The sequence below is a fragment of the Myxococcales bacterium genome, from assembly GCA_016703425.1.
Classification (GTDB): Bacteria; Myxococcota_A; Polyangia; order Polyangiales; family Polyangiaceae; genus JADJCA01.
This window is the reverse complement of record JADJCA010000002.1, coordinates 250,886-274,369: the sequence shown is the minus strand read 5'-3', so window position 1 is coordinate 274,369 and position 23,484 is coordinate 250,886. Positions and strand designations below refer to the sequence as shown.

At 65.0% G+C, this 23,484-nt stretch carries 20 protein-coding genes and 5 tRNA genes; 23 read left to right on the top strand and 2 right to left on the bottom strand.

Going from position 1 to position 23,484, the window contains the following annotated elements; all coding sequences use genetic code 11:
- Nucleotides 1-29: 29 nt before the first annotated feature.
- Entirely contained in the window at nt 30-395 is a 366-nt protein-coding gene (locus IPG50_07565) for a hypothetical protein (GenBank protein MBK6692045.1), read from the top strand.
- Between the two features lie 64 nt (nt 396-459).
- On the top strand, nt 460-879 hold the full coding sequence (locus IPG50_07560) for a hypothetical protein (protein ID MBK6692044.1): 420 nt from the start codon (nt 460-462) through the stop codon (nt 877-879).
- Between the two features lie 4 nt (nt 880-883).
- Here the strand turns inward: IPG50_07560 and IPG50_07555 are convergent, their stop codons facing one another.
- Nucleotides 884-1,078, bottom strand: coding sequence for a hypothetical protein (locus tag IPG50_07555; GenBank protein MBK6692043.1), 195 nt, complete (start codon nt 1,076-1,078; stop codon nt 884-886).
- A gap of 218 nt (nt 1,079-1,296) precedes the next feature.
- Between IPG50_07555 and IPG50_07550 the strand changes: the two genes are divergently transcribed.
- From IPG50_07550 to IPG50_07450, 21 genes are all read left to right on the top strand, one after another.
- Nucleotides 1,297-2,538 carry a hypothetical protein gene (locus IPG50_07550; protein ID MBK6692042.1) on the top strand — a complete coding sequence of 414 codons (1,242 nt, stop codon included), beginning with the start codon at nt 1,297-1,299 and terminating at the stop codon, nt 2,536-2,538.
- A 207-nt stretch (nt 2,539-2,745) separates the two neighbouring features.
- A tRNA-Thr gene (locus IPG50_07545) sits at nt 2,746-2,818 on the top strand.
- A 33-nt stretch (nt 2,819-2,851) separates the two neighbouring features.
- Nucleotides 2,852-2,936, top strand: a tRNA-Tyr gene (locus IPG50_07540).
- 56 nt (nt 2,937-2,992) lie between these two features.
- A tRNA-Gly gene (locus IPG50_07535) sits at nt 2,993-3,065 on the top strand.
- A 100-nt stretch (nt 3,066-3,165) separates the two neighbouring features.
- A tRNA-Thr gene (locus tag IPG50_07530) sits at nt 3,166-3,240 on the top strand.
- A gap of 42 nt (nt 3,241-3,282) precedes the next feature.
- On the top strand, nt 3,283-4,473 hold the full coding sequence (gene tuf / locus IPG50_07525; GenBank protein MBK6692041.1) for an elongation factor Tu: 1,191 nt from the start codon (nt 3,283-3,285) through the stop codon (nt 4,471-4,473).
- A gap of 75 nt (nt 4,474-4,548) precedes the next feature.
- The gene (gene rpmG / locus IPG50_07520; protein MBK6692040.1) at nt 4,549-4,701 is read left to right on the top strand and encodes a 50S ribosomal protein L33; all 153 of its coding nucleotides are present in this window, start codon (nt 4,549-4,551) and stop codon (nt 4,699-4,701) included.
- A gap of 34 nt (nt 4,702-4,735) precedes the next feature.
- A tRNA-Trp gene (locus IPG50_07515) sits at nt 4,736-4,808 on the top strand.
- A gap of 231 nt (nt 4,809-5,039) precedes the next feature.
- Nucleotides 5,040-5,357: a preprotein translocase subunit SecE gene (gene secE, locus IPG50_07510; protein ID MBK6692039.1), complete on the top strand. Its 318-nt coding sequence runs from the start codon at nt 5,040-5,042 to the stop codon at nt 5,355-5,357.
- A 10-nt stretch (nt 5,358-5,367) separates the two neighbouring features.
- On the top strand, nt 5,368-5,904 hold the full coding sequence (gene nusG, locus IPG50_07505) for a transcription termination/antitermination protein NusG (GenBank protein MBK6692038.1): 537 nt from the start codon (nt 5,368-5,370) through the stop codon (nt 5,902-5,904).
- A 202-nt stretch (nt 5,905-6,106) separates the two neighbouring features.
- Nucleotides 6,107-6,541, top strand: a complete 435-nt coding sequence (gene rplK, locus IPG50_07500; protein ID MBK6692037.1) for a 50S ribosomal protein L11 — start codon at nt 6,107-6,109, stop codon at nt 6,539-6,541.
- Nucleotides 6,542-6,691: 150 nt separating this feature from the next.
- Nucleotides 6,692-7,402 (top strand): 50S ribosomal protein L1, encoded by a 711-nt coding sequence (locus tag IPG50_07495; GenBank protein ID MBK6692036.1) that lies wholly within the window; start codon nt 6,692-6,694, stop codon nt 7,400-7,402.
- A 1-nt stretch (nt 7,403) separates the two neighbouring features.
- Nucleotides 7,404-7,949, top strand: a complete 546-nt coding sequence (locus IPG50_07490) for a 50S ribosomal protein L10 (protein ID MBK6692035.1) — start codon at nt 7,404-7,406, stop codon at nt 7,947-7,949.
- 93 nt (nt 7,950-8,042) lie between these two features.
- Nucleotides 8,043-8,429, top strand: coding sequence for a 50S ribosomal protein L7/L12 (gene rplL / locus IPG50_07485; protein ID MBK6692034.1), 387 nt, complete (start codon nt 8,043-8,045; stop codon nt 8,427-8,429).
- Between the two features lie 192 nt (nt 8,430-8,621).
- Nucleotides 8,622-12,758: a DNA-directed RNA polymerase subunit beta gene (rpoB, locus tag IPG50_07480; protein ID MBK6692033.1), complete on the top strand. Its 4,137-nt coding sequence runs from the start codon at nt 8,622-8,624 to the stop codon at nt 12,756-12,758.
- Between the two features lie 112 nt (nt 12,759-12,870).
- Nucleotides 12,871-17,124: a DNA-directed RNA polymerase subunit beta' gene (rpoC, locus tag IPG50_07475; protein MBK6692032.1), complete on the top strand. Its 4,254-nt coding sequence runs from the start codon at nt 12,871-12,873 to the stop codon at nt 17,122-17,124.
- Between the two features lie 171 nt (nt 17,125-17,295).
- A complete protein-coding gene (locus tag IPG50_07470; protein ID MBK6692031.1) occupies nt 17,296-18,114 on the top strand; it encodes a hypothetical protein in 819 nt (272 codons plus the stop codon).
- A gap of 72 nt (nt 18,115-18,186) precedes the next feature.
- A complete protein-coding gene (locus IPG50_07465; protein MBK6692030.1) occupies nt 18,187-18,969 on the top strand; it encodes a hypothetical protein in 783 nt (260 codons plus the stop codon).
- Nucleotides 18,970-19,124: 155 nt separating this feature from the next.
- A complete protein-coding gene (locus tag IPG50_07460; GenBank protein ID MBK6692029.1) occupies nt 19,125-19,631 on the top strand; it encodes a GNAT family N-acetyltransferase in 507 nt (168 codons plus the stop codon).
- Nucleotides 19,632-19,686: 55 nt separating this feature from the next.
- Nucleotides 19,687-20,448, top strand: coding sequence for a hypothetical protein (locus IPG50_07455; GenBank protein ID MBK6692028.1), 762 nt, complete (start codon nt 19,687-19,689; stop codon nt 20,446-20,448).
- Between the two features lie 134 nt (nt 20,449-20,582).
- Nucleotides 20,583-20,987 carry a CBS domain-containing protein gene (locus IPG50_07450; GenBank protein MBK6692027.1) on the top strand — a complete coding sequence of 135 codons (405 nt, stop codon included), beginning with the start codon at nt 20,583-20,585 and terminating at the stop codon, nt 20,985-20,987.
- Nucleotides 20,988-21,028: 41 nt separating this feature from the next.
- Here the strand turns inward: IPG50_07450 and IPG50_07445 are convergent, their stop codons facing one another.
- A complete protein-coding gene (locus tag IPG50_07445) occupies nt 21,029-23,449 on the bottom strand; it encodes an RCC1 repeat-containing protein (GenBank protein MBK6692026.1) in 2,421 nt (806 codons plus the stop codon).
- Between the last annotated feature and the right edge of the window lie 35 nt (nt 23,450-23,484).

Here is a 23,484-nt window from a genome sequence, read left to right as displayed (position 1 = left end):
GCGGCTTCGGGGCCTAGAATCCTCAAACCATGCAGGTCGCCGCCACCGTCGCCAAGAATCTCACGACCGCGATTCGCAATCGCCAGATTCGCTTTGGCGTCGTGGCTTTTGGCGTGGCCCTCGCGACGGCGGTGTTGCTCCGTTCGCTGGGCGTCACCTCGGCCATTCGTTACGCGGTCTTCCTGCCGATCTTGGTTGGCCTCCACGGCATCGCCACTGGCCTGACCGGCGTCTGCGGCCTGTCGGCCGCTTGGGGGGTCCGTCAAACCGAAGACGGCACCGAGCCCATCGTCGATCGTCACGAAGTCAGTTGCGTGCGCAGGCGGGGCAGCTTCGTCTTCGGCTCGACGGTGCTGACGGCCCTTGGTGTGACGCTTTCCCTCGTGCACGGCTAGGTCGTCGGCCCTGACCGCGGCGAGAGGCTGCCTCTCGCGTTGAGCGCTGTGTTAGCTTCGCCGCATGCGTCTCGCGCGGTGGTTTGGGCTTGTCGGGATTCCCCTGCTCGTCGGTTGCACGACCTATCGCGACGAGCTCGTCCGAGCGCAGTCGGCCTACGACGCCAACAACCACGAACTGGCGCTCGCGCTCACGAGGGCCGTCGATCCGAACCTGGGTCTGTTGACGGCGGAAGAGCGCGTTCGGTACGCGTACCTTCGCGGCATGAGCAACTTCCGCATCGGCTTTCGCGCGGAGGCCCGGCACTACCTCGCGCTGGCGCGAGCCCTCGAGAACGAGCATCGCGGCGCTCTGCCGAACGACTGGAAGTCTCGCCTCGACGAGGCCCTCGGTACCCTCAACACTGAGGTCTACCAGAGCGGCATCGCGTCGCTCTCGCTTCAGGAAGCCGAGCTCTCGGCGAAGAAGCCCAAGAAGAAGTAGTCCGTCAGCGGCGCGTCGTCATCGCGCTCATCCGGTCGAGCACCGCGAGGCGAGCTCGCTTGAGGTTCGTCGCGAGGGTGCGCTCCGCCGGGCTCATGAGAGCGCCGCGCCGGTCGAGCTTCTTGATGCGCGCGTCGATGGCACGAAACGTTAGCTCCAGTCGGTGGCTCTCGTAGCTGCCCTGCACGAGTGTTTGCATGAATGCCTCCTTGGCCGCGGTCATGGCTGCTCTACGATCGGCGCGTGCGGATTGTTCCCGCACGCCACCCGAGCCGGCCCCGACGCGGCCGAAGCTAGGGCGCGGCCTTCTGCCGGCTCGCCTCGATTCCGTCTCGGCGGCGCCTGATTTCGGCTGCGGCATCGCGGCGGAGGCCGATTTTCGGAACAAGGTCGCGGGCCCGCTACACTAACGTCTCGATGGGGTCACCGCTCCGAACCCTACCCTGGCTCTTCCTAGCGGCCTGCGGCGCGGCTCGCGAGGCGTCGCCCACGCCGGCGACGCCAAACGTGGAGCGCGTGTCGGAGCAAATCATTGGGACCGGTGCCGCCGGCACCGCCCCTGAGTTGATCGCGCGTGGCGACGAGGCTCTCCGCGCGAGCCGCTTTGCTGAGGCGCATGCGAGCTACGCGACGGTCTTAGAGGCGTGGCGCTCCGGCAGCCTCGAAGCGCGCGAGCATGAGCCGCAAGTTCGTCTCGGCCTAGCGGTCGCGCAAGAAGGATTGGGGCAGCGCGCCGAGGCCATCCAGACGTACCTGGAGCTGGAGCGATCGTTTGGCGCTGTCGCGGCGGCGCGCCAAGCGACCGCGCGTCTGTTCTCGCTGCTCGCGTACAGCGAAGACTGGAAGGGCCTTGGCGCGGTGGCCGATCGCGTCCTCGCGACGGAGACGGGGGCCAGTGATTTCGAGCGCATGGCTGCGCTTGCTGCCCGCGCGTTGGCGCGTGTGGAACAAGGTGACGACGGCCCCGCGGGTCGTGATGTTCAGCAGGGCCTCGACCTCATGGAGTCGCTCCGCGTAGGCGGGGCCGGGCGGCTGCCGTCGTCCGCGGCGATGCTTCGCCTGGCCCAAGCCGAGGTCCGACGTGTGCGCTCCGAACGCATCGAGCTCGTTGCTGGCGACGGGGCGCGCACATCCTCGCGTGACCTTCGAGACTTCCTTCCGAAGATGGAGGCGCGCTGCGAAGGGCTCATGGAGGCGCAGCGCGCCTACGCCGACGCGATGCGCGCGACCGACCCGTTCTTCATCGCCTTCGGCGGCTATCGGGTCGGCGAGATGTACCGCTCCCTGCACCGCGCCATCGCGAAGATCCCGCCACCCGCCAAGGCGAAGAGCGAGGAGGACGAGCAGCTCTTCTTCGCGATCATGCACGTTCGGTATCGCGTGCTCCTCGAGAAGGCCCACGACATGATGGAGCGCACGCTCGCGATGGTCACGCCGGCAGCGGCAGCAGCAACGACGACGACGACAGCGACGGGGCCGAATTTCGCGAGTTGGTTGGAGCGAGCGCGTGGTCTGAAAGGGGAGATCGAAGCGGCGCTGGCCGAAGAGCGCGCATTTCTCGCCGCGTTGCCGTACGACGAGCCGACGGTGCGCCGGGCCCTCGAGCTGATGCGCGAGAAGGCGGAGCGGGCGGCTGAGCAGAAAGCGAGCCGTCGCTAGAGTCTTCCCACACCTCCGCCCGGCGGCTCTCGACGCGCACCGCCTACCGAGAGCTTCGGAAAATCAGGGCCTTGCTTGACTCCCGTCACTCCACGGGTTACCGCCCTCACGCGGGCGAGAAGTCCTCTGGCTTCTCTCTTGCTTGCGAGGGCTCGCTCTTTGGGCTAGCCTGCGCGCCCTTTCGACGAGGACCGCCGAAGGGCCCCTGCTGACGTAGCTCAATCGGTAGAGCACCGGTTTTGTAAACCGGCGGTTAGGGGTTCAAGTCCCCTCGTCAGCTCGCTTTGTTAGAGTAATTTTTGTCATGTATTTCGGAGGGTTGCCCGAGTGGCCAAAGGGAGCAGACTGTAAATCTGCCGGCATTGCCTTCGATGGTTCGAATCCATCACCCTCCACCACCCCAAACACACTGCGGGGTGTCTGGACTCGCCGGGAAAGCCCGGCGGGCCGAATCGCGGGAGTAGCTCAGTTGGTAGAGCGTCAGCCTTCCAAGCTGAACGTCGCGGGTTCGAATCCCGTCTCCCGCTCGCTCTAGACGTCGCTTCACCTAGCTTCCTGACTCTTCCAACCGCTTCTTACTTTCTTCATTCGCTTCGGAGCCGTCGCTCTTCCTTAACTCAAGTCACTGCCCACCTAGCTCAGTGGTAGAGCACCTCCTTGGTAAGGAGGAGGTCACGGGTTCAAGCCCCGTGGTGGGCTCCACTTCACCGATTTATCGCAAGGCCGCTTTCAGGAGAGACCGTCATGGCGAAAGAGAAATTCAACCGCACCAAGCCGCACGTAAACGTCGGAACGATTGGTCACATCGACCACGGCAAGACGACGCTGACGGCGTCCTTGGTGAAGGTCCAGTCGAAGAAGAACCTCGCGAAGGTCATCAGCTACCAGGACATCGCGAAGGGCGGGACGGTCCGTGACGCGACGAAGACGGTGACGATCGCGGCGTCGCACGTGGAGTACGAGAGCGAGAAGCGTCACTACGCGCACGTCGACTGCCCCGGCCACGCCGACTACATCAAGAACATGATCACGGGCGCGGCGCAGATGGACGGCGCGATCCTCGTGGTGAGCGCGCTTGACTCGGTCATGCCGCAGACGCGCGAGCACGTTCTTCTGGCTCGACAGGTTGGTTTGAACCACATCGTCGTTGCGCTCGACAAGTGCGACGCGGTGGAAGACGCGGAAATGCTCGACTTGGTCGAGATGGAAGTTCGCGAGCTTCTGTCGAAGTACAAGTTCAAGGGCGACGACGCGAAGATCGTTCGCGTGGCGGCGTACCCGGCGCTGCAGGGCGAAGAGAAGTGGGAGAAGTCGATCGGCGAGCTGATCGCGGCTCTCGACAGCGAGATCCCCGAGCCGGCGCGCGACATCGACAAGCCGTTCTTGATGGCGATCGAAGACGTGTTCTCGATCAAGGGTCGCGGCACGGTCGTGACGGGCCGCATCGAGCGCGGCGTGATCAAGACGGGCGACGAAGTCGAGATCATCGGATTCCGCGACACGCGGAAGACGACGGTGACGGGCGTTGAGATGTTCCGGAAGCTGCTTGATTCCGGGCAAGCTGGCGACAACGTCGGTGTTCTCCTCCGCGGCATCGAAAAGAACGACGTGGAGCGCGGGCAGATTCTCTGCAAGCCCGGCTCTGTGACGCCGCACAAGAAGTTCGAGGGCGAGGTCTACGTCCTGAAGAAGGAAGAGGGCGGCCGTCACACGCCGTTCTTCACGAACTACCGTCCGCAGTTCTACATGCGCACGACGGACGTGACGGGCACCTGCATGCTCCCCGAAGGCGTGAAGATGGTCATGCCGGGCGACAACGTGACCATGAGCATCGAGCTCATCACGCCCGTCGGTCTCGAAGAGCAGATGCGCTTCGCCATCCGCGAAGGCGGCAAGACCGTCGGCGCTGGCATCGTCACCAAGATCCTCGAGTAGTGACGCGCCCCGGGATCCGCTGCGTCTTCCCGTTGGGAGATGCAGCGGATCAAGGCTCGGCGCGGCGGAGACACCATGAGCAGCCGCGTCCAAGTCGTTCTCGTCTGTTCGGTCTGCGAGGCTCGCAACTACCGAACGACAAGAAAGCCCGATCAAAAGGGAAGAATCGAGCTCAAGAAGTACTGTGCCCGCTGCGACAAACACACGGCTCACAAGGAAACGAAGTGAGCGCGCAATCGCCGGGGATGAAACGAGACCGCCTAGGGGTTTAGCTCAGCTGGTAGAGCAGCGGATTCCAAATCCGCAGGTCGTGGGTTCGAATCCCCCAGCCCCTGCAGACGCAGTGACCCGAGAAAACGATGACGACCGACGAAAAAGAGCGTGAGGAGTCCGCCGAGGCCGACGAAAGCGTCGCCACGGAGTCCGCTGCGCTTGCCAAGGTGGGTAAGGCCGACGACGCGCCCGTCGCCGCGGAAGGCGACGAGTCCGTTGCTCCGGCGCAGCTCGGCGAGCGGCGGTTCGTGTACGCCGCGTACTTCGGTGGCGCGATCATCGTCGCCTTCCTCATGACGAAGCTCATTCACGGAGTCTGGCTGAAGCTCGCCACGCTCAAGCCCCAGGTCGGTGAGCCCCGCGACGACATTCTGATCATTTTGTCGGCGGGGGTTGGCGCCGCGGCCGCGGTCTACTACTGGCGTCGGACCCGAGCCCGCCAGCTGGCGGAGGAAGTCGCGCAGGAACTCTCGAAGGTCACCTGGCCGACCAAGCAGGAAGTTACCAACTCGACCACCGTCGTCATCGTCACCACCGCCGTCGCCACTGTCTTCTTCGCGCTGATGGACCGCTTCTGGAGTTTCATCACCAACTTCGTCTATGGAATCTGAGCATTTCGCCATGAGCAAGAAGTGGTACGTCATCCAAACCTATTCGGGCTTTGAGAACAAAGTCCGTGAGGCGCTCCAGCAACGCATCAAGGAGCACAACATGGAGGAGCGCTTCGGCGAGATCCTCATTCCGACGGAGACGGTGCAAGAGAACCGGTCTGGTCAGAAGCCCAGGGTGCGTCAGAAGACCAGTTTCCCCGGCTACATCTTCGTCGAGATGGAGATGGGCGAAGAAGCCTGGCACGTCGTCAAGGACACCCCCAAGGTCACCGGCTTCATCGGAAACCAGAAGCCGCAGGAAGTCGCCCCGCCGCAGATCGACGACCTCCGCAAGAGCATTGTCGAGGGTGCGGTTAAGCCGAAGCCGCGAGTCCACTTCGAAGTGGGCGACGAAATCCGCGTCATCGACGGCGCCTTCGCGAACTTCTCGGGGACCGTCGAAGAAGTGAAGCCCGACAAGCAGAAGCTTCGGGTGAAGGTCTCCATCTTCGGCCGCGCTACCCCCGTCGAGCTCGAGTTCGCCCAAGTGGAGAAACGAGCCTCCTAAACCTTTCGTTCCGCTGGACGGCCGAGCAGTCTTCGGCCCCCAGGATGGGCGTCCCAACGAGATTCGCTACTTTTTTCGACCGAGGCCCTTGCGGTCCTCACTGCGCTGACTACGAACTTCGGTCCCGCGACCGGCGCGGCTCTTGCGAGAAGCCGGTCCCCCGAAACTCCTCGTAGGAGCATCTGAGAAGGCTGAGAGAACGATGAAGAAGGTCACTGGTTACATCAAGCTTCAGCTCCCCGCGGGGAAGGCCAACCCGGCTCCGCCGGTCGGTCCGGCGCTCGGCTCGCACGGCGTGAACATCATGCAGTTCTGCAAGGAGTTCAACGCGAAGACGGCCGGCGGCGACATGATCATCCCCGTCGTCATCACGGTCTACTCGGACCGCTCCTTCTCGTTCATCTTGAAGACGCCGCCGGCGAGCGTGCTCTTGAAGAAGGCGGCAGGCCTGCCGACGTCGAAGAAGCCCGGTGCGGGTTCGAAGGAGCCCAACAAGACGAAGGTCGGCTCGGTGACGAAGAAGCAGCTCGAAGAGCTCGCCAAGCAGAAGATCCAAGACATGAACACGACCTCGGTCGAGGCGGCCATGCGTTCCTTCGCCGGAACGGCCCGCTCGATGGGGATCGACATCACGTAAGAAACAACTTTCTCAGCGCGTGGAAATGGTTCCCCGCGTCGAGACAGCCACCACCGCCCGACTCCGTGCTTCGCGGCACGGGTGCCGGTTCCGGTGGGAGGTCACCGGAGTGGACTCGAAAGAGCGAGCTCCGGGATCGAAAGGAGGAAAATGCCGAAGGTATCCAAGAATCGCGCGAAGGCCGACGGCCTCCTCGACCGAGCAAAGAAGTACTCGGTGGAAGAGGCGGCGGCACTGGTCAAGCAGACCAGCTTCGCGAAATTCGATGAGACGGTCGACGTCGCCGTGCGACTGGGAGTCAATCCCAAGCACGCGGACCAAATGGTCCGAGGCGCGATCGTTCTGCCGCACGGAACGGGTCAAGCCGTTCGCGTGCTCGTATTCGCCAAGGGTGACAAAGAGCGCGAGGCCCGCGAGGCCGGCGCCGATTTCGCCGGCAGCGACGACATGGTTCAGAAGGTCTCCGAGGGGTTCCTCGACTTCGACCGCGTCATCGCAACTCCCGACATGATGGGAGCCGTCGGTAAGCTCGGTCGCGTGCTCGGTCCCCGAGGGCTCATGCCGAACCCGAAGGTCGGAACCGTGACGTTCGACGTGGGATCCGCCGTTCGCGAAGCGAAGGGCGGCAAGATCGAATACCGAGTCGAGAAGGCCGGTATCGTTCACGCCCGCGTCGGCAAGCGCTCCTTCTCGGAGAAGGCACTCGCAGAGAACGCCAACGCGCTCATTCACGCGCTCGTTCGTGCGAAGCCCTCGACGGCGAAAGGCACCTACCTCCGAAGCATCTCGATGTCCTCGACCATGGGGCCCGGCGTCAAGATCGATACGGCTCAGTACATGAGCACCACCGAGGAGGCCTGATATGGAAACCGCGAGGCTCAACGCTCAGCGGAAGGCGAAGAACGCCGAGATCGAGACGATCAAGGCACGCTTTTCCAAGGCCACTTCCACCGTGTTCCTGAACTACCAGGGCATGACCGTGGAGAACGCAACCAAACTCCGCGCCGAGTTCCGCAAGGCTGGCGTCGAGTACAAGGTGGCGAAGAACACTCTCGTCAAGCAGGCGCTCAAAGGCGAATCGTTCAGCGATGGCCTGAAGTCGACGCTCACCGGCATGACGGGCATCGCCTGGAGCTACGAAGATCCGTCCGCTGCCGCGAAGGTCGTCAAGGCCTTCAAAAAGGAAGCTGCCGGCGAGAAGCTCCAAGTCAAAGCAGGCGTCGTCGACGGCACGATCCTCACCGGCAAAGCCGTTGAGGAGCAGCTCGCTACGATGCCCGGCAAAGACGAGCTTCGGGCAACGCTGCTCGCGACCTTCCAGGCGCCCATGCAGCAGCTCGTGGCACTCCTCCAAGCTCCCACGCAGAACTTCGTCTACGCATTGGCGGCGAAGGAGCGGAAGGGCTGACGTCACTCGTCGGGCTCTCCCGACAAATGGTTCCGGTCCGCTCGCGGGCCTCAAAAATTACTCATCTTTCGATTCGAATACGGAGAATTCAAAATGGCCGATCTCACCAAGGAGCAGGTTGTCGACTTCCTCTCCAACATGCCCGTCATCCAGCTCGCTGAGATGATCAAGACCCTCGAAGACAAGTGGGGCGTCAAAGCCGCTCCCGTTGCCGTTGCGGCCGGTCCGGCTGCTGGCGGTGGCGCGGCCGCTGCGCCGGCCGAGGAGAAGACCGAGTTCACCGTCGAGCTCAAGGAGTCCGGCGCGAACAAGATCAACGTCATCAAGGTCGTTCGCGAGATCACGGGCCTTGGCCTCAAGGAAGCCAAGGACCTCGTCGAAGGCGCCCCCAAGACCCTCAAGGAAGGCGTCTCCAAGGCCGAAGCCGAGGACTTCAAGAAGAAGCTCGAAGAAGCCGGCGCGAAGGTCGAGCTCAAGTAAGCGTGACGAATTTTCGTTTTGCTTAGCGCCCGGTTGGGACGGCGCGACGGGAGAGATCCCGCCGCGTTCGTCCCTTCCTGCGCTTCTCTTTTGCCCTTAGTGCTCACCGGCGCGGGGCCGCTTATGTGTCCGTTGTCACCATGAAAGAGGGTGCACTCGAGCCGTTGTCGAGTGCCTTCTCGAGGAGCTGCGATGGCGAACGTCATCCAATCGAACTTCCGTATCCGTAAGACTCTCGGCGGCGTCCGCCGGGTCATCGAGGTCCCGAACCTCATCGACATCCAAAAGACGTCGTATGACAAGTTCCTCCAAGCGACGATCCCGTCGGAGGAGCGCCAGGAGATCGGCTTGCAAGCCGTCTTCCGAAGCGTCTTCCCGATCAAGGACTTCAACGGGATGAGCGAGCTTGTCTTCTGCGGGTACAACCTCGAGAAGCCCAAGTACGACGTCGAAGAGTGCCGCGCTCGCGGCATGACCTACGCCGCGCCCATCAAGGTGACGACGCAGCTTCACATCTACAAGACGGGCGACAACGGTGAGCGCTTCGTCATGGACCTCAAGGAGCAAGAGGTCTACTTCGGCGAAATCCCGCTGATGACGGACACAGGAACGTTCATCATCAACGGAACGGAACGCGTCGTCGTCAGCCAGCTGCACCGCAGCCCGGGCGTCTTCTTCGACCACGACAAGGGCAAGACGCACTCGAGCGGCAAGGTCCTCTACAGCGCGCGCGTCATTCCGTACCGCGGCTCGTGGCTCGACTTCGAGTTCGACCCGAAGGACATCATCTACGTCCGCATCGACCGTCGCCGAAAGATGCACGCCACGAACCTGCTTCGTGCGCTCGGCTACTCGACGCAAGACCTGCTCAACTACTTCTACAACACCGAAACGGTGTTCATCGAGAAGGGTGGCAAGTTCGGCAAGAGCGTCGAATACGACTTGCTCGCGGGCCAACGCGCCACGCGCGACGTCAAGGTCGGCAGCGAGATCATCGTCAAGAAGAACACCAAGTTCACCAAGGCCGCGATCAAGAAGCTCAAGGAAGCCAAGATCGACCGCATGCCGGTGGACGCGGAGGAGCTCGTTTCGAAGGTCGCGGCGCACGACGTCGTCGACCCGGAGACCGGCGAGGTTCTCCTCGAGGTCAACGAAGAGGTGACGGAGCCGAAGCTCGAGAAGCTTCGCGAGGCGGGCATCGACTCGTTCCGCATTCTGTTCATCGACGGCCTCAACGTCGGCTCGTACCTTCGTGACACGCTCCTCGCGGAGAAGGTGAAGACCACGGAAGACGCGATCCTCGAGATCTACCGTCGCCTGCGCCCGGGCGATCCCCCGACGCTCGAGACCGCGAAGAAGCTCTTCCACGACCTCTTCTTCAACCCGGAGCGCTACGACCTCTCGAAGGTCGGCCGCCTCAAGCTGAACTACAAGTTCTACCGCGACCTCCCCGAGGAGCAGCGCCCGCCGCTCGACACCTCGGTGCTCACGCCGCAGGACATCCTCGAGACCGTTCGTCACCTGATCGAGCTGAAGAACGGCCGCGGCTCCGTCGACGACATCGACCACCTCGGCAACCGTCGTGTTCGCGCCGTCGGCGAGCTCATGGAGAACCAGTACCGCATCGGTCTGGTTCGCATGGAGCGCGCCATCAAAGAGCGCATGAGCATGTCTCAAGAAATTGAGACCCTCATGCCGCACGACCTCATCAACGCGAAGCCCGTCTCCGCCGTGGTGAAGGAATACTTCGGCAGCTCCCAGCTGTCGCAGTTCATGGACCAGACGAACCCGCTCTCCGAGGTCACGCACAAGCGTCGTCTCTCGGCGCTCGGGCCTGGCGGTCTCACCCGTGAGCGCGCCGGCTTCGAAGTCCGCGACGTTCACCCGACGCACTACGGCCGCATCTGCCCCATCGAGACCCCTGAAGGTCCGAACATCGGCCTCATCGCGTCGCTCTCGACCTTCGCCCGCGTCAACGAGTACGGCTTCGTCGAGACGCCGTACCGCAAGGTGCTCGATGGCCGCGTGACCGACGAAGTGTCCTGGTTCTCGGCTCTCGAAGAGGAGGGCAAGTACATCGCCCAGGCCTCGGCGCCGATGGACGAGAAGGGCAAGTTCCGCGAGAGCCTCGTCTCGGCCCGTTTGAACGGCGACTTCCACATGGTGACGCCTGACATGATCGCGCTCATCGACGTGGCGCCGAACCAGATGGTGTCCGTCGCCGCCGCGCTCGTTCCGTTCCTCGAGCACGACGACGCCAACCGCGCCCTCATGGGCGCCAACATGCAGCGTCAGGCCGTCCCGCTCGTCCGCACGCACGCGCCCTTCGTGGGCACGGGCGTCGAGGGCAAGCTGGCGCGTGACTCGGGCGTCTGCGTCATCGCTCGCCGCGATGGCTTCATCGAGAGCGTCGACGCGGCTCGCATCGTCGTCCGTCCCGAGGGCGACAAACTCGAGATCCCGGACATCTATCCGCTCTCGAAGTACCAGCGCTCGAACCAATCCACGGCCTACAACCAGAAGCCGATCGTTCGCGCCGGCGAACGGGTGAAGGCTGGCGAGGTCCTCGCCGACGGTCCCGCGTGCGACATGGGCGAGCTCGCGCTCGGCCAGAACGTGCTCGTCGCGTTCATGCCGTGGCAGGGCTACAACTTCGAAGACTCGATCCTCATCTCCGAGCGCATCGCCAAGGAAGACGTGTTCACCTCGATTCACATCGAGGAGTTCGAGTGCGTCGCCCGCGACACGAAGCTCGGCAAGGAAGAGATCACGGGCGACATCCCCAACGTCGGTGACGAGGCCCGCAAGGACCTCGACACGAGCGGCATCGTCCGCATCGGCGCTGAGGTGAACCCCGGCGACATCCTCGTCGGCAAGATCACGCCGAAGGGCGAGACGCAGCTCGCTCCGGAAGAGAAGCTGCTCCGCGCCATCTTCGGCGAGAAGGCCGGCGACGTCCGCGACACGTCGCTGCGCGTCCCGCCGGGCGTTCAGGGCATCGTCATCAACGCGCGCATCTTCTCCCGCAAGGGCACCGAGAAGGACGAGCGTTCGAAGGAGATCGAAGACTCGGAGCGCATCCGTCTTGAGAAGATGCACGACGAGGAGACCAAGATCCTCCGCGACGCCTTCTTCCGCTCGATGAAGAAGAAGATGGTCGGTCACACGACGACGGGCAAGCTCGTCGACGACAAGGGCAAGGTCCTCCTCCAGAAGGGCGCCACGCTCGACGAGGCCATGCTCGACGAAGTGCCGTTCAAGTACTGGGGCGAGATGCCCGTCGACGCGATGGATGAGCTTTCTGACAAGCTCCGCCAGCTCGAAGGGATGATCCAAGCTCGCGACGAGTACTTCCGCGACAAGATCGATCGCTTGTCGAAGGGCGATGAGCTCCCGCCGGGCGTCATCAAGATGGTGAAGGTCTACATCGCCATCAAGCGCAAGCTTCAGGTCGGCGACAAGATGGCCGGACGCCACGGCAACAAGGGTGTCGTCAGCCGCATTCTTGCGGAAGAGGACATGCCCTACCTGCAAGACGGCACGCCCGTCGACGTCGTTCTCAATCCGCTGGGCGTGCCCAGCCGTATGAACGTCGGGCAGATCTTGGAGACGCACCTCGGCTGGGGCGCGCGCGTGCTCGGAGCTCAGCTCCAGTACATGCTCGACCAGAAGTTCGGCACCAAGGAGATCAAGGAGCACATCCTTCGCATCTACGACGGTGACGAAGACCTCCACAAGTGGCTCACGAAGCTCCCCGAAGACGAAGTTCGCGCCCTCGCGCGCAAGCTCACCAAGGGCATCCACTACGGAAGCCCCGTCTTCGACGGCGCGCCCGAGTCGAGCATCAAGCAGTCCTTGGCACTCGCCGGCCTTCCGACGAGCGGCCAGACGGTGCTCTTCGACGGCCGCACCGGTGAGGCCTTCGATCAAGACGTGACCGTGGGCGTCATGTACGTCCTCAAGTTGCACCACTTGGTCGACGACAAGATCCACGCGCGGTCCATCGGACCCTACTCGCTCGTCACGCAGCAGCCGCTGGGTGGCAAGGCGCAGTTCGGCGGTCAGCGTCTCGGAGAGATGGAAGTCTGGGCCATGGAAGCGTACGGCACGGCCTACGCGCTCCAGGAGTTCCTCACCGTCAAGAGCGACGACGTGCAGGGTCGAACCCGCATGTACGAAGCCATCGTCAAGGGCGAGCAGACGCTCGAGCCCGGTCTTCCCGAGAGCTTCAACGTCCTCATCAAGGAGCTTCAGGCGCTTTGCTTGAACGTCGAGCTCCTCGAGGGCGCCGTCGCCGGACGGGGCTCCGACCAGGCCGCCGAGGAGTGACGAGCGTGCGGGGCGACGGGTGAGCCGACTGGCTCGCTCGCTGCCCCCGCTCGGTCCTTCTCCACCCCCTAGAAAAGTTTCCTCTTAGTAGTTCGACAGAAAGGTCACCCCGATGCGCGACATTTTCAGCTTCTTCGAGAAGCCCAAGGATCCGCTCTCGTTCAGCGCGATTCGCATTTCGCTCGCGAGCCCTGAAAAGATCCGCGAGTGGTCGCACGGTGAGGTCAAGAAGCCCGAGACCATCAACTACCGCACGTTCAAGCCCGAGCGCGACGGCCTCTTCTGCGCCAAGATCTTTGGCCCGGTAAAGGACTACGAGTGCAACTGCGGCAAGTACAAGCGCATGAAGCACCGCGGCATCGTCTGCGAGAAGTGCGGCGTCGAGGTCATCCAGAGCAAGGTTCGTCGCGAGCGCCTCGGCCACATCAACCTGGCCACGCCGGTCGCGCACATCTGGTTCCTGAAGTCGCTCCCGAGCCGCATCGGCGCGATCCTCGACATCACGCTGAAGGATCTCGAGAAGGTCCTCTACTGCGAAGCGTACGTGGTCATCGACCCGAAGGAGACGCCCCTCTCGAAGGGTGAGCTCCTCTCCGAGGATCGCTACGCGCAGCTCCTCGAAGAATACGGTGACGACAAGTTCTCCGCCGGCATGGGCGGCGAAGCCGTCCTCGAGATGCTGAAGGCCTGCGACATCCACAAGATGTCGGAAGAGCTCCGTCAGGAGATGCGCACGGCCACCAGCGAGGCCAAGCGTAAGAAGTGCGTCAAGCGCCTTAAGGTTTGCGAGTCGTTCCGCGAGAGCGGCAACCGCCCTGAGTGGATGATGCTGACGGTGATTCCGGTGCTTCCGCCGGATCTCCGCCCCCTCGTTCCCCTCGACGGCGGCCGTTTCGCCACCAGCGATCTGAACGACCTCTACCGTCGCGTCATCAACCGCAACAACCGGTTGAAGCGCCTCCTCGAGCTCAACGCGCCCGAGATCATCATCCGCAACGAGCGCCGCATGCTCCAAGAGGCCGTCGACGCCCTCTTCGACAACGGCCGTCGCGGCAAGACCATCACGGGCCCCAACAAGCGTCCCTTGAAGTCCCTCAGCGACATGCTCAAGGGCAAGCAGGGCCGCTTCCGTCAGAACCTCCTCGGCAAGCGCGTCGACTACTCGGGCCGTTCGGTCATCGTCGTCGGCCCGGCGCTTCGTCTGCACCAGTGCGGCCTCCCCATCAAGATGGCCGTCGAGCTCTTCAAGCCGTTCATCTACAACAAGCTCGAAGAGCGCGGCCACGTCAACACCATCAAGTCTGCCAAGAAGATGGTCGAGAAGGAGCGCCCCGAGGTCTTCGAGATCCTCGAGGAGGTCGTCAAAGAGCACCCGGTTCTCCTGAACCGCGCGCCGACGCTCCACCGCCTCGGCATCCAGGCCTTCGAGCCGGTCCTCATCGAGGGCAAGGCCATCCAGCTCCACCCGCTCGTCTGCGCGGCCTTCAACGCCGACTTCGACGGCGACCAGATGGCCGTTCACGTGCCGCTCTCCGTCGAAGCTCAGATGGAAGCGCGCGTGCTCATGATGAGCACGAACAACATCCTCTCGCCGGCGAACGGCAAGCCCATCATCAACCCGACGCAGGACATCGTCCTCGGGCTCTACTACGCGACGCGCGAGAAGAAGTTCTCACGCGGCTACTTCCGCGAAGGGACCCTCAAGGCTGACAAGAAGGGCCACGTCGAAGGGCATCTTCAGGGCGTCTACTCGTCGCCGGAAGAGGTCCGCATGGCCTACGACAATGAGGAGGTCACGATCCACAGCGGCATCCGCGTGCGCATCGTCGACCCGGAGACGAAGGAGCGGAAGGTCGTCGCCACGACGGTCGGTCGCTGCCTGATCTCGGAGATCCTCCCCGAGGGGCTCTCCTTCGACCTCGTCAACAAGACGCTCGACAAGAAGGCTCTCTCGGCCCTCATCGACGCTTGCTACCGCAAGCACCAGAACAAGGCGACGGTCCTTCTGGCCGACCGCCTCCGCTCGCTGGGCTTCGACTTCGCGACGCGCAGCGGCGCGTCCATCTGCATGGACCACATGGTGATCCCGGATGCGAAGAAGACCCTCCTCGACGAGGCGCAGACCGAAGTCCAGAAGGTCATCGATCAGTACCAAGAAGGTCTCATCACCGACGGCGAGCGCTACAACAAGATCGTCGACATCTGGGCCGGCGTTGCCGACAAGGTCACGCAGGAGATGATGCAGGTCATCGGCAAAGAGAAGCTCACCGATCCGGATACGGGCAAGGAGCTCATCGAACCGAGCTTCAACCCGATCTACATCATGGCCGACTCGGGCGCCCGAGGCTCGACCCAGCAGATCCGCCAGCTCGCCGCCATGCGTGGCCTCATGGCCAAGCCCTCTGGCGAAATCATCGAGACGCCGATCACCGCGAACTTCCGCGAAGGCCTCACGGTGCTCCAGTACTTCATCTCGACGCACGGCGCCCGTAAGGGTCTCGCCGACACGGCGCTCAAGACGGCCAACTCCGGCTATCTCACGCGCCGCCTCGTCGACGTCGCCCAAGACGCCGTCGTCACCGAGTTCGACTGCGGCACCATGGTCGGTATCCGCGTCACCAAGCTCGAAGACGCCGGCGAGGTCATCCAGCCGCTCGAGGATCGCATCCTCGGTCGCGTGGTCCTCGAAGACGTCGTCGATCCGGTGACCGGCGAGGTCATCGTCCCGGCCACGACGGAGCTCGACGAGGAGCGCGTTCGCGCGGTCGTCGACGCCGGCATCGAGGAAGTGCAAATCCGCTCGGTGCTCACCTGCCAGACCCGGCGCGGCATCTGCGCCAAGTGCTACGGCCGCGACCTGGCCCGTGGCTACAAGGTCAACATCGGTGAGGCCGTCGGCATCATCGCTTCCCAGTCCATCGGCGAGCCGGGTACCCAGCTCACGATGCGTACGTTCCACATCGGTGGAGCGGCGGCCCGCGGCAAGATCGAGCAAAGCTCGCTCGAAGCGCGCAGCGAAGGTTTCGTCCGCGTCCGCGGCGCCAACCTCGCCAAGAAGCGTGACGGCCTCGTCGTCGTCATGAACCGCCACGGCGAGGTCGTCATCGTCGACGACACCGGTCGTGAGCGTGAGCACCACCGCCTCGTCTACGGCGCCGTCCTCAAGGTGGCCGAAGGCGAGAAGGTCAAGGCCGGCCAGCTCCTCGCCGAGTGGGACGCGTTCGCGGTTCCGATCCTCACCGAGGTCTCGGGCATCATCAAGTTCGGCGACATCGTCGAAGGCGTCACCATGGTCGAGAAGCTCGACGAAGTGACGGGCCTTTCGCGAAAGGTCGTCATCGAGTCGCGCGCCGCGGACCTCCGCCCGCGCGTCACCGTCAAGCACCCCGAGACCGGCGAGACGCTCAAGCTCTCCGGCGGTGTCCTCGACGCCCGCTACCTCCTCCCCGTCGGCGCCAACATCGTCGTCCAGGATGGTGACGTGGTCGAAGCCGGCGACGTCATCTCCAAGATGCCGCGCGAAACCACGAAGACGCAGGACATCACGGGCGGCCTCCCGCGCGTGGCCGAGCTCTTCGAAGCCCGCAAGCCCAAGGACCACGCGATCATCGCGGAAGTCGACGGAGAGATCTCCTTCGGCAAGGACACCAAGGGCAAGCGCAAGGTCATCATCACGCCGTTCGATCGCAACGGCGCGCTCATGACCGACGACACGCACGAGTACCTGATCCCGAAGGGCAAGCACATCCAGGTGCAGCCGGGCGATCGCGTGCGCGCCGGCGAGCCCCTGCAAGACGGCCCGGCGAACCCCCACGACATCCTTCGCGTGAAGGGTGGCGAGGAGCTCTCGGCCTGGCTCGTCAACGAGATCCAGCAGGTCTACCGGCTCCAGGGTGTTGCCATCAACGACAAGCACATCGAGGTCATCGTTCGTCAGATGTTGCGGCGCGTCCGCATCACCGACGTCGGCGACACGAACTTCCTCATCGATGAGCAGGTCGAGAAGCACGTCTACGAGCGCGAGAACCAGAGGGTTCTCGACAAGGGCGGCAAAGCGGCTCACGCCGAAGCGCTCCTCCTCGGCATCACCAAGGCGTCGCTCTCCACCGAGTCGTTCATCTCGGCCTCGAGCTTCCAAGAGACCACGAAGGTGCTCACCGAAGCCGCCATCAGCGGCAAGGTCGACTTCCTCCGCGGCCTCAAGGAAAACGTCATCATGGGTCGTCTCATCCCCGCCGGGACGGGGCTCCCCGCCTACAAGATGATGAACGTCGTCGTCGAAGGCCACGACGCCGGCTACGTGCCGGAGCGCGAGCCCCCGCCGATGCCGCGGGCGCCCGAGTCGATGGCCGTCAACGAAGAGTGACGCCAAACCCTTCGGGGTAACGAGCGGGGAGCTTCCGAAAGGAGGCTCCCCGTTTTTCTTGGCACCTGCGCCGCCGAGCGCGAAGCGCAACGCCTACTCTCGACTGCGGATCGACCGGCGCCACGCAACTTTCGCTGCAGCGATGCCGATGAGAGACCACGGAGGTTTCTCATGAACGTGGCCGCCACTCAAAAGTCCAACCCACACGCTGCGCAGACGACCGAAGAGCTCGTTGACAAGGTCGCCCACGAAGTTCGGATATCGAAAGAGGGCGATACGCTGCGCTCAAGCGCCTATTTGCCGTCGTTCCGCGCGGAGAGGCAGGCGCTCAAGGATGGTGCCGCGGTCGAAGGGCTCAAGGCTCTCGGGACGAAGGTTGCTGAGGAAGGCGTGAGCCACCTCATCCTCCACGGCGCAGAGCACATGGGCACGCGCACAGCGGCCATGATCGGCGGCGGGCTCGCGGTCGGCGGCGCGGCTGTCTTCAGCACGCTTCACATGTTCAAGCACTACATCGCGGACGCCGCCGACAAGGCGGAAGTTCAACGAAACGCGTCCGGCAACGATGCGGTGAACATCGCCCTCGCGTCGGTCTTCCAAATGCCCGACGGGTTCCGAAGTGTGCACCTCGCGGGGCGTTACGATTCGGGAGAGGCGGCGGGGCGCATGATCGTCGCGCTGCAAGGCCCCGACGCCGCCGTGGTGCCCGTCCTTCGGGCGCGGTGCGACGCGGGGATGCGCGCCGCCTTCGAGGCCTACGGTACGGTCAGGCACGTCGCCCCCGACGGTCGCGGCGACGCGCTCGTCAAGGAGCTGGTTCGTCGCGGCGGAGGCCCATCGCTCGCGAAAGACGTGGCCTACGGCCTGGGCGTGAAGTTCGTGGCGTGGCTGATGGAGAGCGCGCCCGCCGCCCACGTCGCCAAGGAGCGCGCCGCGCTTGAGGCTCGCGACGCCCGAGGCTCGGCCTCGCCGAGCCCGGTTCAAGGCTGAAAGGGCGCGTCGGCCTCCAAAAAGGCAGGAGAGAGACACAACTTGCCTCACGCCCCGGCCGATGAATTGGGCATGAACCTGGAACACCTCGCCCTCTTCGGCGTCTCTCTCCTCCTTTCAAGCAGCTCGCTCTTCTTTGCGGTTCGCGCTAAGCGCCCACTCGTCGGTGCTGTCCTCGCTGCGCTCCCCGTCGCCTTCGCGACCCTCGTCATGGCGGCCAGCGCGGGCCTCGGGCTCATGGCACGGCGGGCCTACCTGTCGCGCTTTCCCTATGACAGCGTGCTCGAGAGCTTCTCCATCATCCAAGAGACCATCGCGCAAGGTGCCGAGCTCGCGCGCGCTCCCGCGCTCCTCGGTGCGGCCATCGCCGCGCCCGCGTGCGTCGTCGGGCTGTTGGCGGCGGTGATGGTCAATCGGCGTCACCGCCGAAACTGGATGCTGCTCCTCTCCTGCGCGACGGCACTCCCGGCCGCCGGTGCGGGCATCCTTGGCGTGAGGGCGGCGACCTTCGGCGATCGAGTCGTTGCAGATTCGCTCGCCGCCATTCGGCCTGCCGCGGACGTGGACTGCGACGTGCTGGCGAACGTGCTGGCGGCGCGCCCCCTCGTGGAGGTCGAGGTCGCGATCCCGTCGGCTCGGGCCCACGCACAGAAGTGCGTCGCCGATGCGCTCTCGCGGGTCGACGATCCGGCCGAGCGCGCCGCGGCCGAGCTGCGCGCGCAAATCGCACGGGCGACGCGTCCGCCGTCGGCGCCGCCCGTGAGCGGGAACCCTCTCGTCGCGCTGAGCGAGTCAGCGCTCCTGGTGGATCCGGCGCAGGAGGCCGAGATCAGAAAGCGCCTCGCCGGATTGTGAGTTCGTCTTCCGCGGGGGCACATCGCATAGCCGCATCGGTTGACGAATCGGCTCCGCGCGGCGACGCCCAAAGGGCGCCACGCGGAGTCTCGTTCGTGGACGAACGACGCGCCGACCGTCGCGGCACTCGCCACTGGTCGTCTAGGATGCTCGCCATGGTAACGCACGTACGAACAGTGACTTACGAAGACGTGCCCACGGTTATGGAGCTCATCACGCTCATACTCAACGAGTTCGGTCTCTCCTTCGGCGCCGGCAGCGAGACCGACGAGGCCGTTCGCGGATTGCCGGATTCATACGCTGCGATCGGTGGCGCGTTCTGGGTCGCAGAGCTAGGCGGCCGAATCGTTGGGACCGCGGGTGTGGCGCCGCTGGCCGACACGCCGTCGACGTTCGAATTGCGCAAGATGTACTTGCACGGCAGCGCACGCGGCACCGGGCTTGGGTCTCGACTCTACGGCGAGGCGCTCGGTTTTGCGAAGGCGCGAGGAGCGCGCCGACTCGTCCTCGACACGACCCACGAGATGCTCGACGCGATTCGCTTCTACGAACGAAAAGGGTTCGTGCGCGACGACACGCAGATTCGCGGAAGGCGCTGCTCGCGGGGCTACGTCCTCGAGCTCTCAGCCACTGAACGTGCGTTGGGCGCTCGGGAAAAATAGCGGATTCGCACCGCCGCTACGCAACTCGCGGGCGGCCGGCGCCGATGGACCCACGATGATTCCTGGAGCCTGGTCCGACCGCTGGCGCTTTGACCGAAGCTCACGTCGCGCGGCAACGCCGCCGCCTCGCATTCCGCCTCGCTCTTCGCGTCGCCGCCTGCGGGTGGCGCTCGCCGCGGCCCGGGCTCTCGGGTTTCCGCTCCTCTTGATCGTGGGCCTAGGGGCGCCGCCTTCGTGGCTCGAGTGGCGAGCGTTTCTCGTGGCCGCCGCGGTCGCGCTCTTCATGCTCGAACGACTCGAGGTGGCGCAGGAGCGCGTGCTCGCGGGCGACTTGATGTCGGTCGCCGACGCCATGGACAGCGACGTGGCGTTGGCTGCCACGGTCGCCCTTAGCTCGCGTCCCCGTTCGCGACGAGCCATGGCGCCCGTGCCTCCCACGCCACCACGACCGCGCCGCCGGCCCTCGAATGTCGCGCGCCTTCCGCTGGCGTCGTCGCCGCGCGTCTTGGCGGTATCGGAGACGGAATCGCCTCCGCCGCCGCGTCGGCTTGGGGCGGCCAGTGCGCTGGAGGCCGCGGCGGCGCAAGCGCGCTCGCGTAAGCACGGCATCTCCAGAGCCGTCCCGTCATCGGAGCCTACGACGGTGTGCGAACGCTTCGAGGCGCGCCGCCCGACGACAGCGCGCGACACCACAGTCGATGGCGAGCGCTGGCTGCGTGCCCGCGACAGGATTGGAGGCAGCCACGACGCGACGGTGCCGGACTCGGTGCGAAACGTCCACGACGACCTCATGGCCATGCCCAAGCGGCGTTCATGAGGCGCGCAACTCTGGCGCCGGGGCGAAGCGATTTCTGCGGTTAGCCCTCGGGTAACCTCAAAATTGCGGGCCGCGACGCGGGCATCATCCTTGCTCCGAGCGCCGCGGAGGTCGCCATGCATTGCGAGCATTTCATGCAGCACCCGGTCGTTACGGCCATGCGCACTGACACGGCCGTGAGAGCTGCCCGTCTCATGCGGGATGGCCGCGTCGGCATCATTCCCGTCGTGGACGACAGCGGGCGGTTGGCCGGCGTCGTGACCGAGCGCGACCTCGTTCACGAGATTCTCGCCGGTGGCGCGCCCAACGAGGTGCACCTGTCGCGGATCGCCCGGGGCGCGGTGCGCTGCCGCTTGGGCGACGACGTCGTTGAGGCCGAAGCGAAGATGATCGAATCGGGGAGTCACTACGTCATCGTGTGCGATGACGACGATCGGCCCCGCGGTGTGATCGGCGTCGCGGATCTCGCGCGCTACGAGGACGCGCGACGAGCGGCGAACGTCCTCTTTCAGCTCGCGCGAAACGAGGTTCGAGGCTAGGCCGCGGCGGCCCTCGTAGGTTTACGAGGGCCAGCTCCGTGTCAGAAGCCCACGACAGCCACCGGCACGAGCGACTGAGCCGGCACCTGCGTGTGGAGCTGCTGGTAGCGATTGTCGCCCCACGCCCACGTGGCGGTCCCGCTTGACGCCATCGTGCTCGCTCGGCCAGCGCTCAGCGCGATCAGGCCCGAGACGCCGGGCACCACCACCGGTGATGACCTGTTGGGGCCCGGCACACCAATCGCGCCCTGTTGGTTGTATCCCCAGCAGCGGAGCGAGGTGCCGTCGTAGGCGCAGGCGTGGTAGTCGCCGGCTGCGAGCAGGGTCGCTCCGCTTGCCAGTCCGGAGACGGTCGCCGGCGTCGGCGTCGACGCGGTGCCGCCGTCGCCCAGTTGGCCGTAGCCGTTAGCCCCCCAACACTTCACCGCTCCCGCCTGAATCACGCACGCGAAGTCGTTGCCGCAGGCGAGGTGTGTCACCCCGCTGTCGAGGGCAGCAATCGCGAATGGCGTGTTCGACGTGTTCTTGGTCGCCAGTACGCCGTTGTAGTTCTGGCCCCAGCACTTCACGGCGCCGCCCTGCACCGCGCACGCAAACTGCGACGATGTGCAAACTCGCGTGACGCCCGAGTCGAGTCCGGTTACCTGGACCTGCGTTGAGCTCGCTGCGTTCGAGCCATTGCCGAGTTGGCCGTAGGAGTTCTGGCCCCAACACTTGGCAGCGCCGCTTTGGACCGCACAGGCGAACGCTTGGCGTCCCGCTGCGATGTCCGTCACGTTCGCATCGAGCCCCGTGACCTGTGTGGGTGAGAGCGAAGCCGCGCTGCCACCGATCCCAAGCTGACCCTGGGAGTTCTGGCCCCAACACTTGGCCGCACCCGCGTGGAGCGCGCACGTGAAGTCTTGCCCCACCGTGACGCCGGTCACCCCGGTCGACAGACCCGACACGGTCGCGGGCGCGGGCAGCGTCACGTAGGTCGCCGTACCGGTCCCGAGCCCGCCGCTGTCAAGGCCCGCACATCGAAGCGCACCCGCCGATGTGATGCCGCAACCGACGTTGTTGCCCGCTGCCATGTGCGCGTAAGAAGCGCTGAGCGGGAAGGGCGTTGCCTGCGTGCGGCTGAGGCCGATGCCGAGCTGACCCGTGTCGTTGGAGCCCCAGCAGCGAATCTCCCCGGAGGAGCGCTTGGCGCATGCGAAGTCGTCGCCGGCAACGATTTCGGTCGCGTCGGTGAGGCCCTGCGCGTCGGCGAGGGCGGACATCTTGTCGGTCTTGGTGCCGTCGCCGAGCTGACCTGCTTGGTTCCGACCGACGCACTTCACCGTGCCGCCGAAGAGGGCGCAGGAAAAGTACCGACCACTTGCGACGCTGGTTGCGCCGGCGAAAAGTGGCGCCGCCGATGGAAGAAAGACGCCGTCGTCGTTGCCGAGACCGAGCTCACCGTAGTTGTTCGTTCCCGTCGCGAAGACCGCGCCCGCGCCACCAAGGACGAAGGTGCTGTCATAGGTGGCGATGACCTTACCGACCGCGCCGGTGACGTTGACCAGCACCGGTTCCTTCGGGCTGTTCGATTGCGCGGTCGTACCGTCGCCGAGCTTGCCGTCCTCGTTGTCGCCCCAACAGAAGACCTTGCCGCTTTGCAGGGTCGCGCACGTGTGCCGTTGGCCAAGTGACAACTCCACTGCGGGACCGGGGAGCCCGGCGACGTCGAAGGGAACGTAGGTTCCGTCCTGGCTCGGTGGCTGCGCGGCCTCGCCGGAAGAGTTGTCGCCCCAGCACTTGACGGTGCCGTCAACGATGACGCAGGCGTGACCGGAACCCATGGCGAGTCGTGAGACGCGCGAGGCCAGCGAAGGAATGAGTCGCGCCGTGTAAGCGTCGTCGTAGGCGCCAAGTCCGAGCCCCGAACTCCCGCCCCAACAATAGACCGCACCCGCTTGGGTGAGCGCGCACGCGTTGTCGCTGCCCGCGGCGACGGCCTTGACGTTGCTCAGCGGAGCGCCGACCCCGCCGTCGGCCTCTGCCGTCGAGGCAACCACGACCGTACCCGATTGACGTTGCAGGCCGTCTCCGAGCTGACCGTTGTCACCTTCGCCCCAGCACTTGACGCCGCCCGAGGCCGTGACGGCGCAGACCGTCTGCATTCCTGCGGCGAGGGTCGGCCCCGCGGGTGCCGTGACCGGAGCCGTGGACGCGACGACGCACTCGCCGTTGACCTCGAGCGTTCCCGCGCCGCACTTGAGCGCACCGCCATCTCCTGATGTCGTTCCACCGTCGGCCCCGGCTCCGCCGTCCTCACCGATCGCGCCAGCGACGCACTCGCCGGCCACTTCACCCGTGCCTGGTCCGCAGCGCAGACCGCTAGGCGTTGCCGCCTCGTCGCTGCTGCAGCCCGGCAAGGCGCTCGCAGCGGCGGCGGCGGTGAGCACTGCAACGCACAAGGGCAATCGGGACCATCGCATGACGAACTCTCCTGGCCGGTTCAACTTGAACTGGC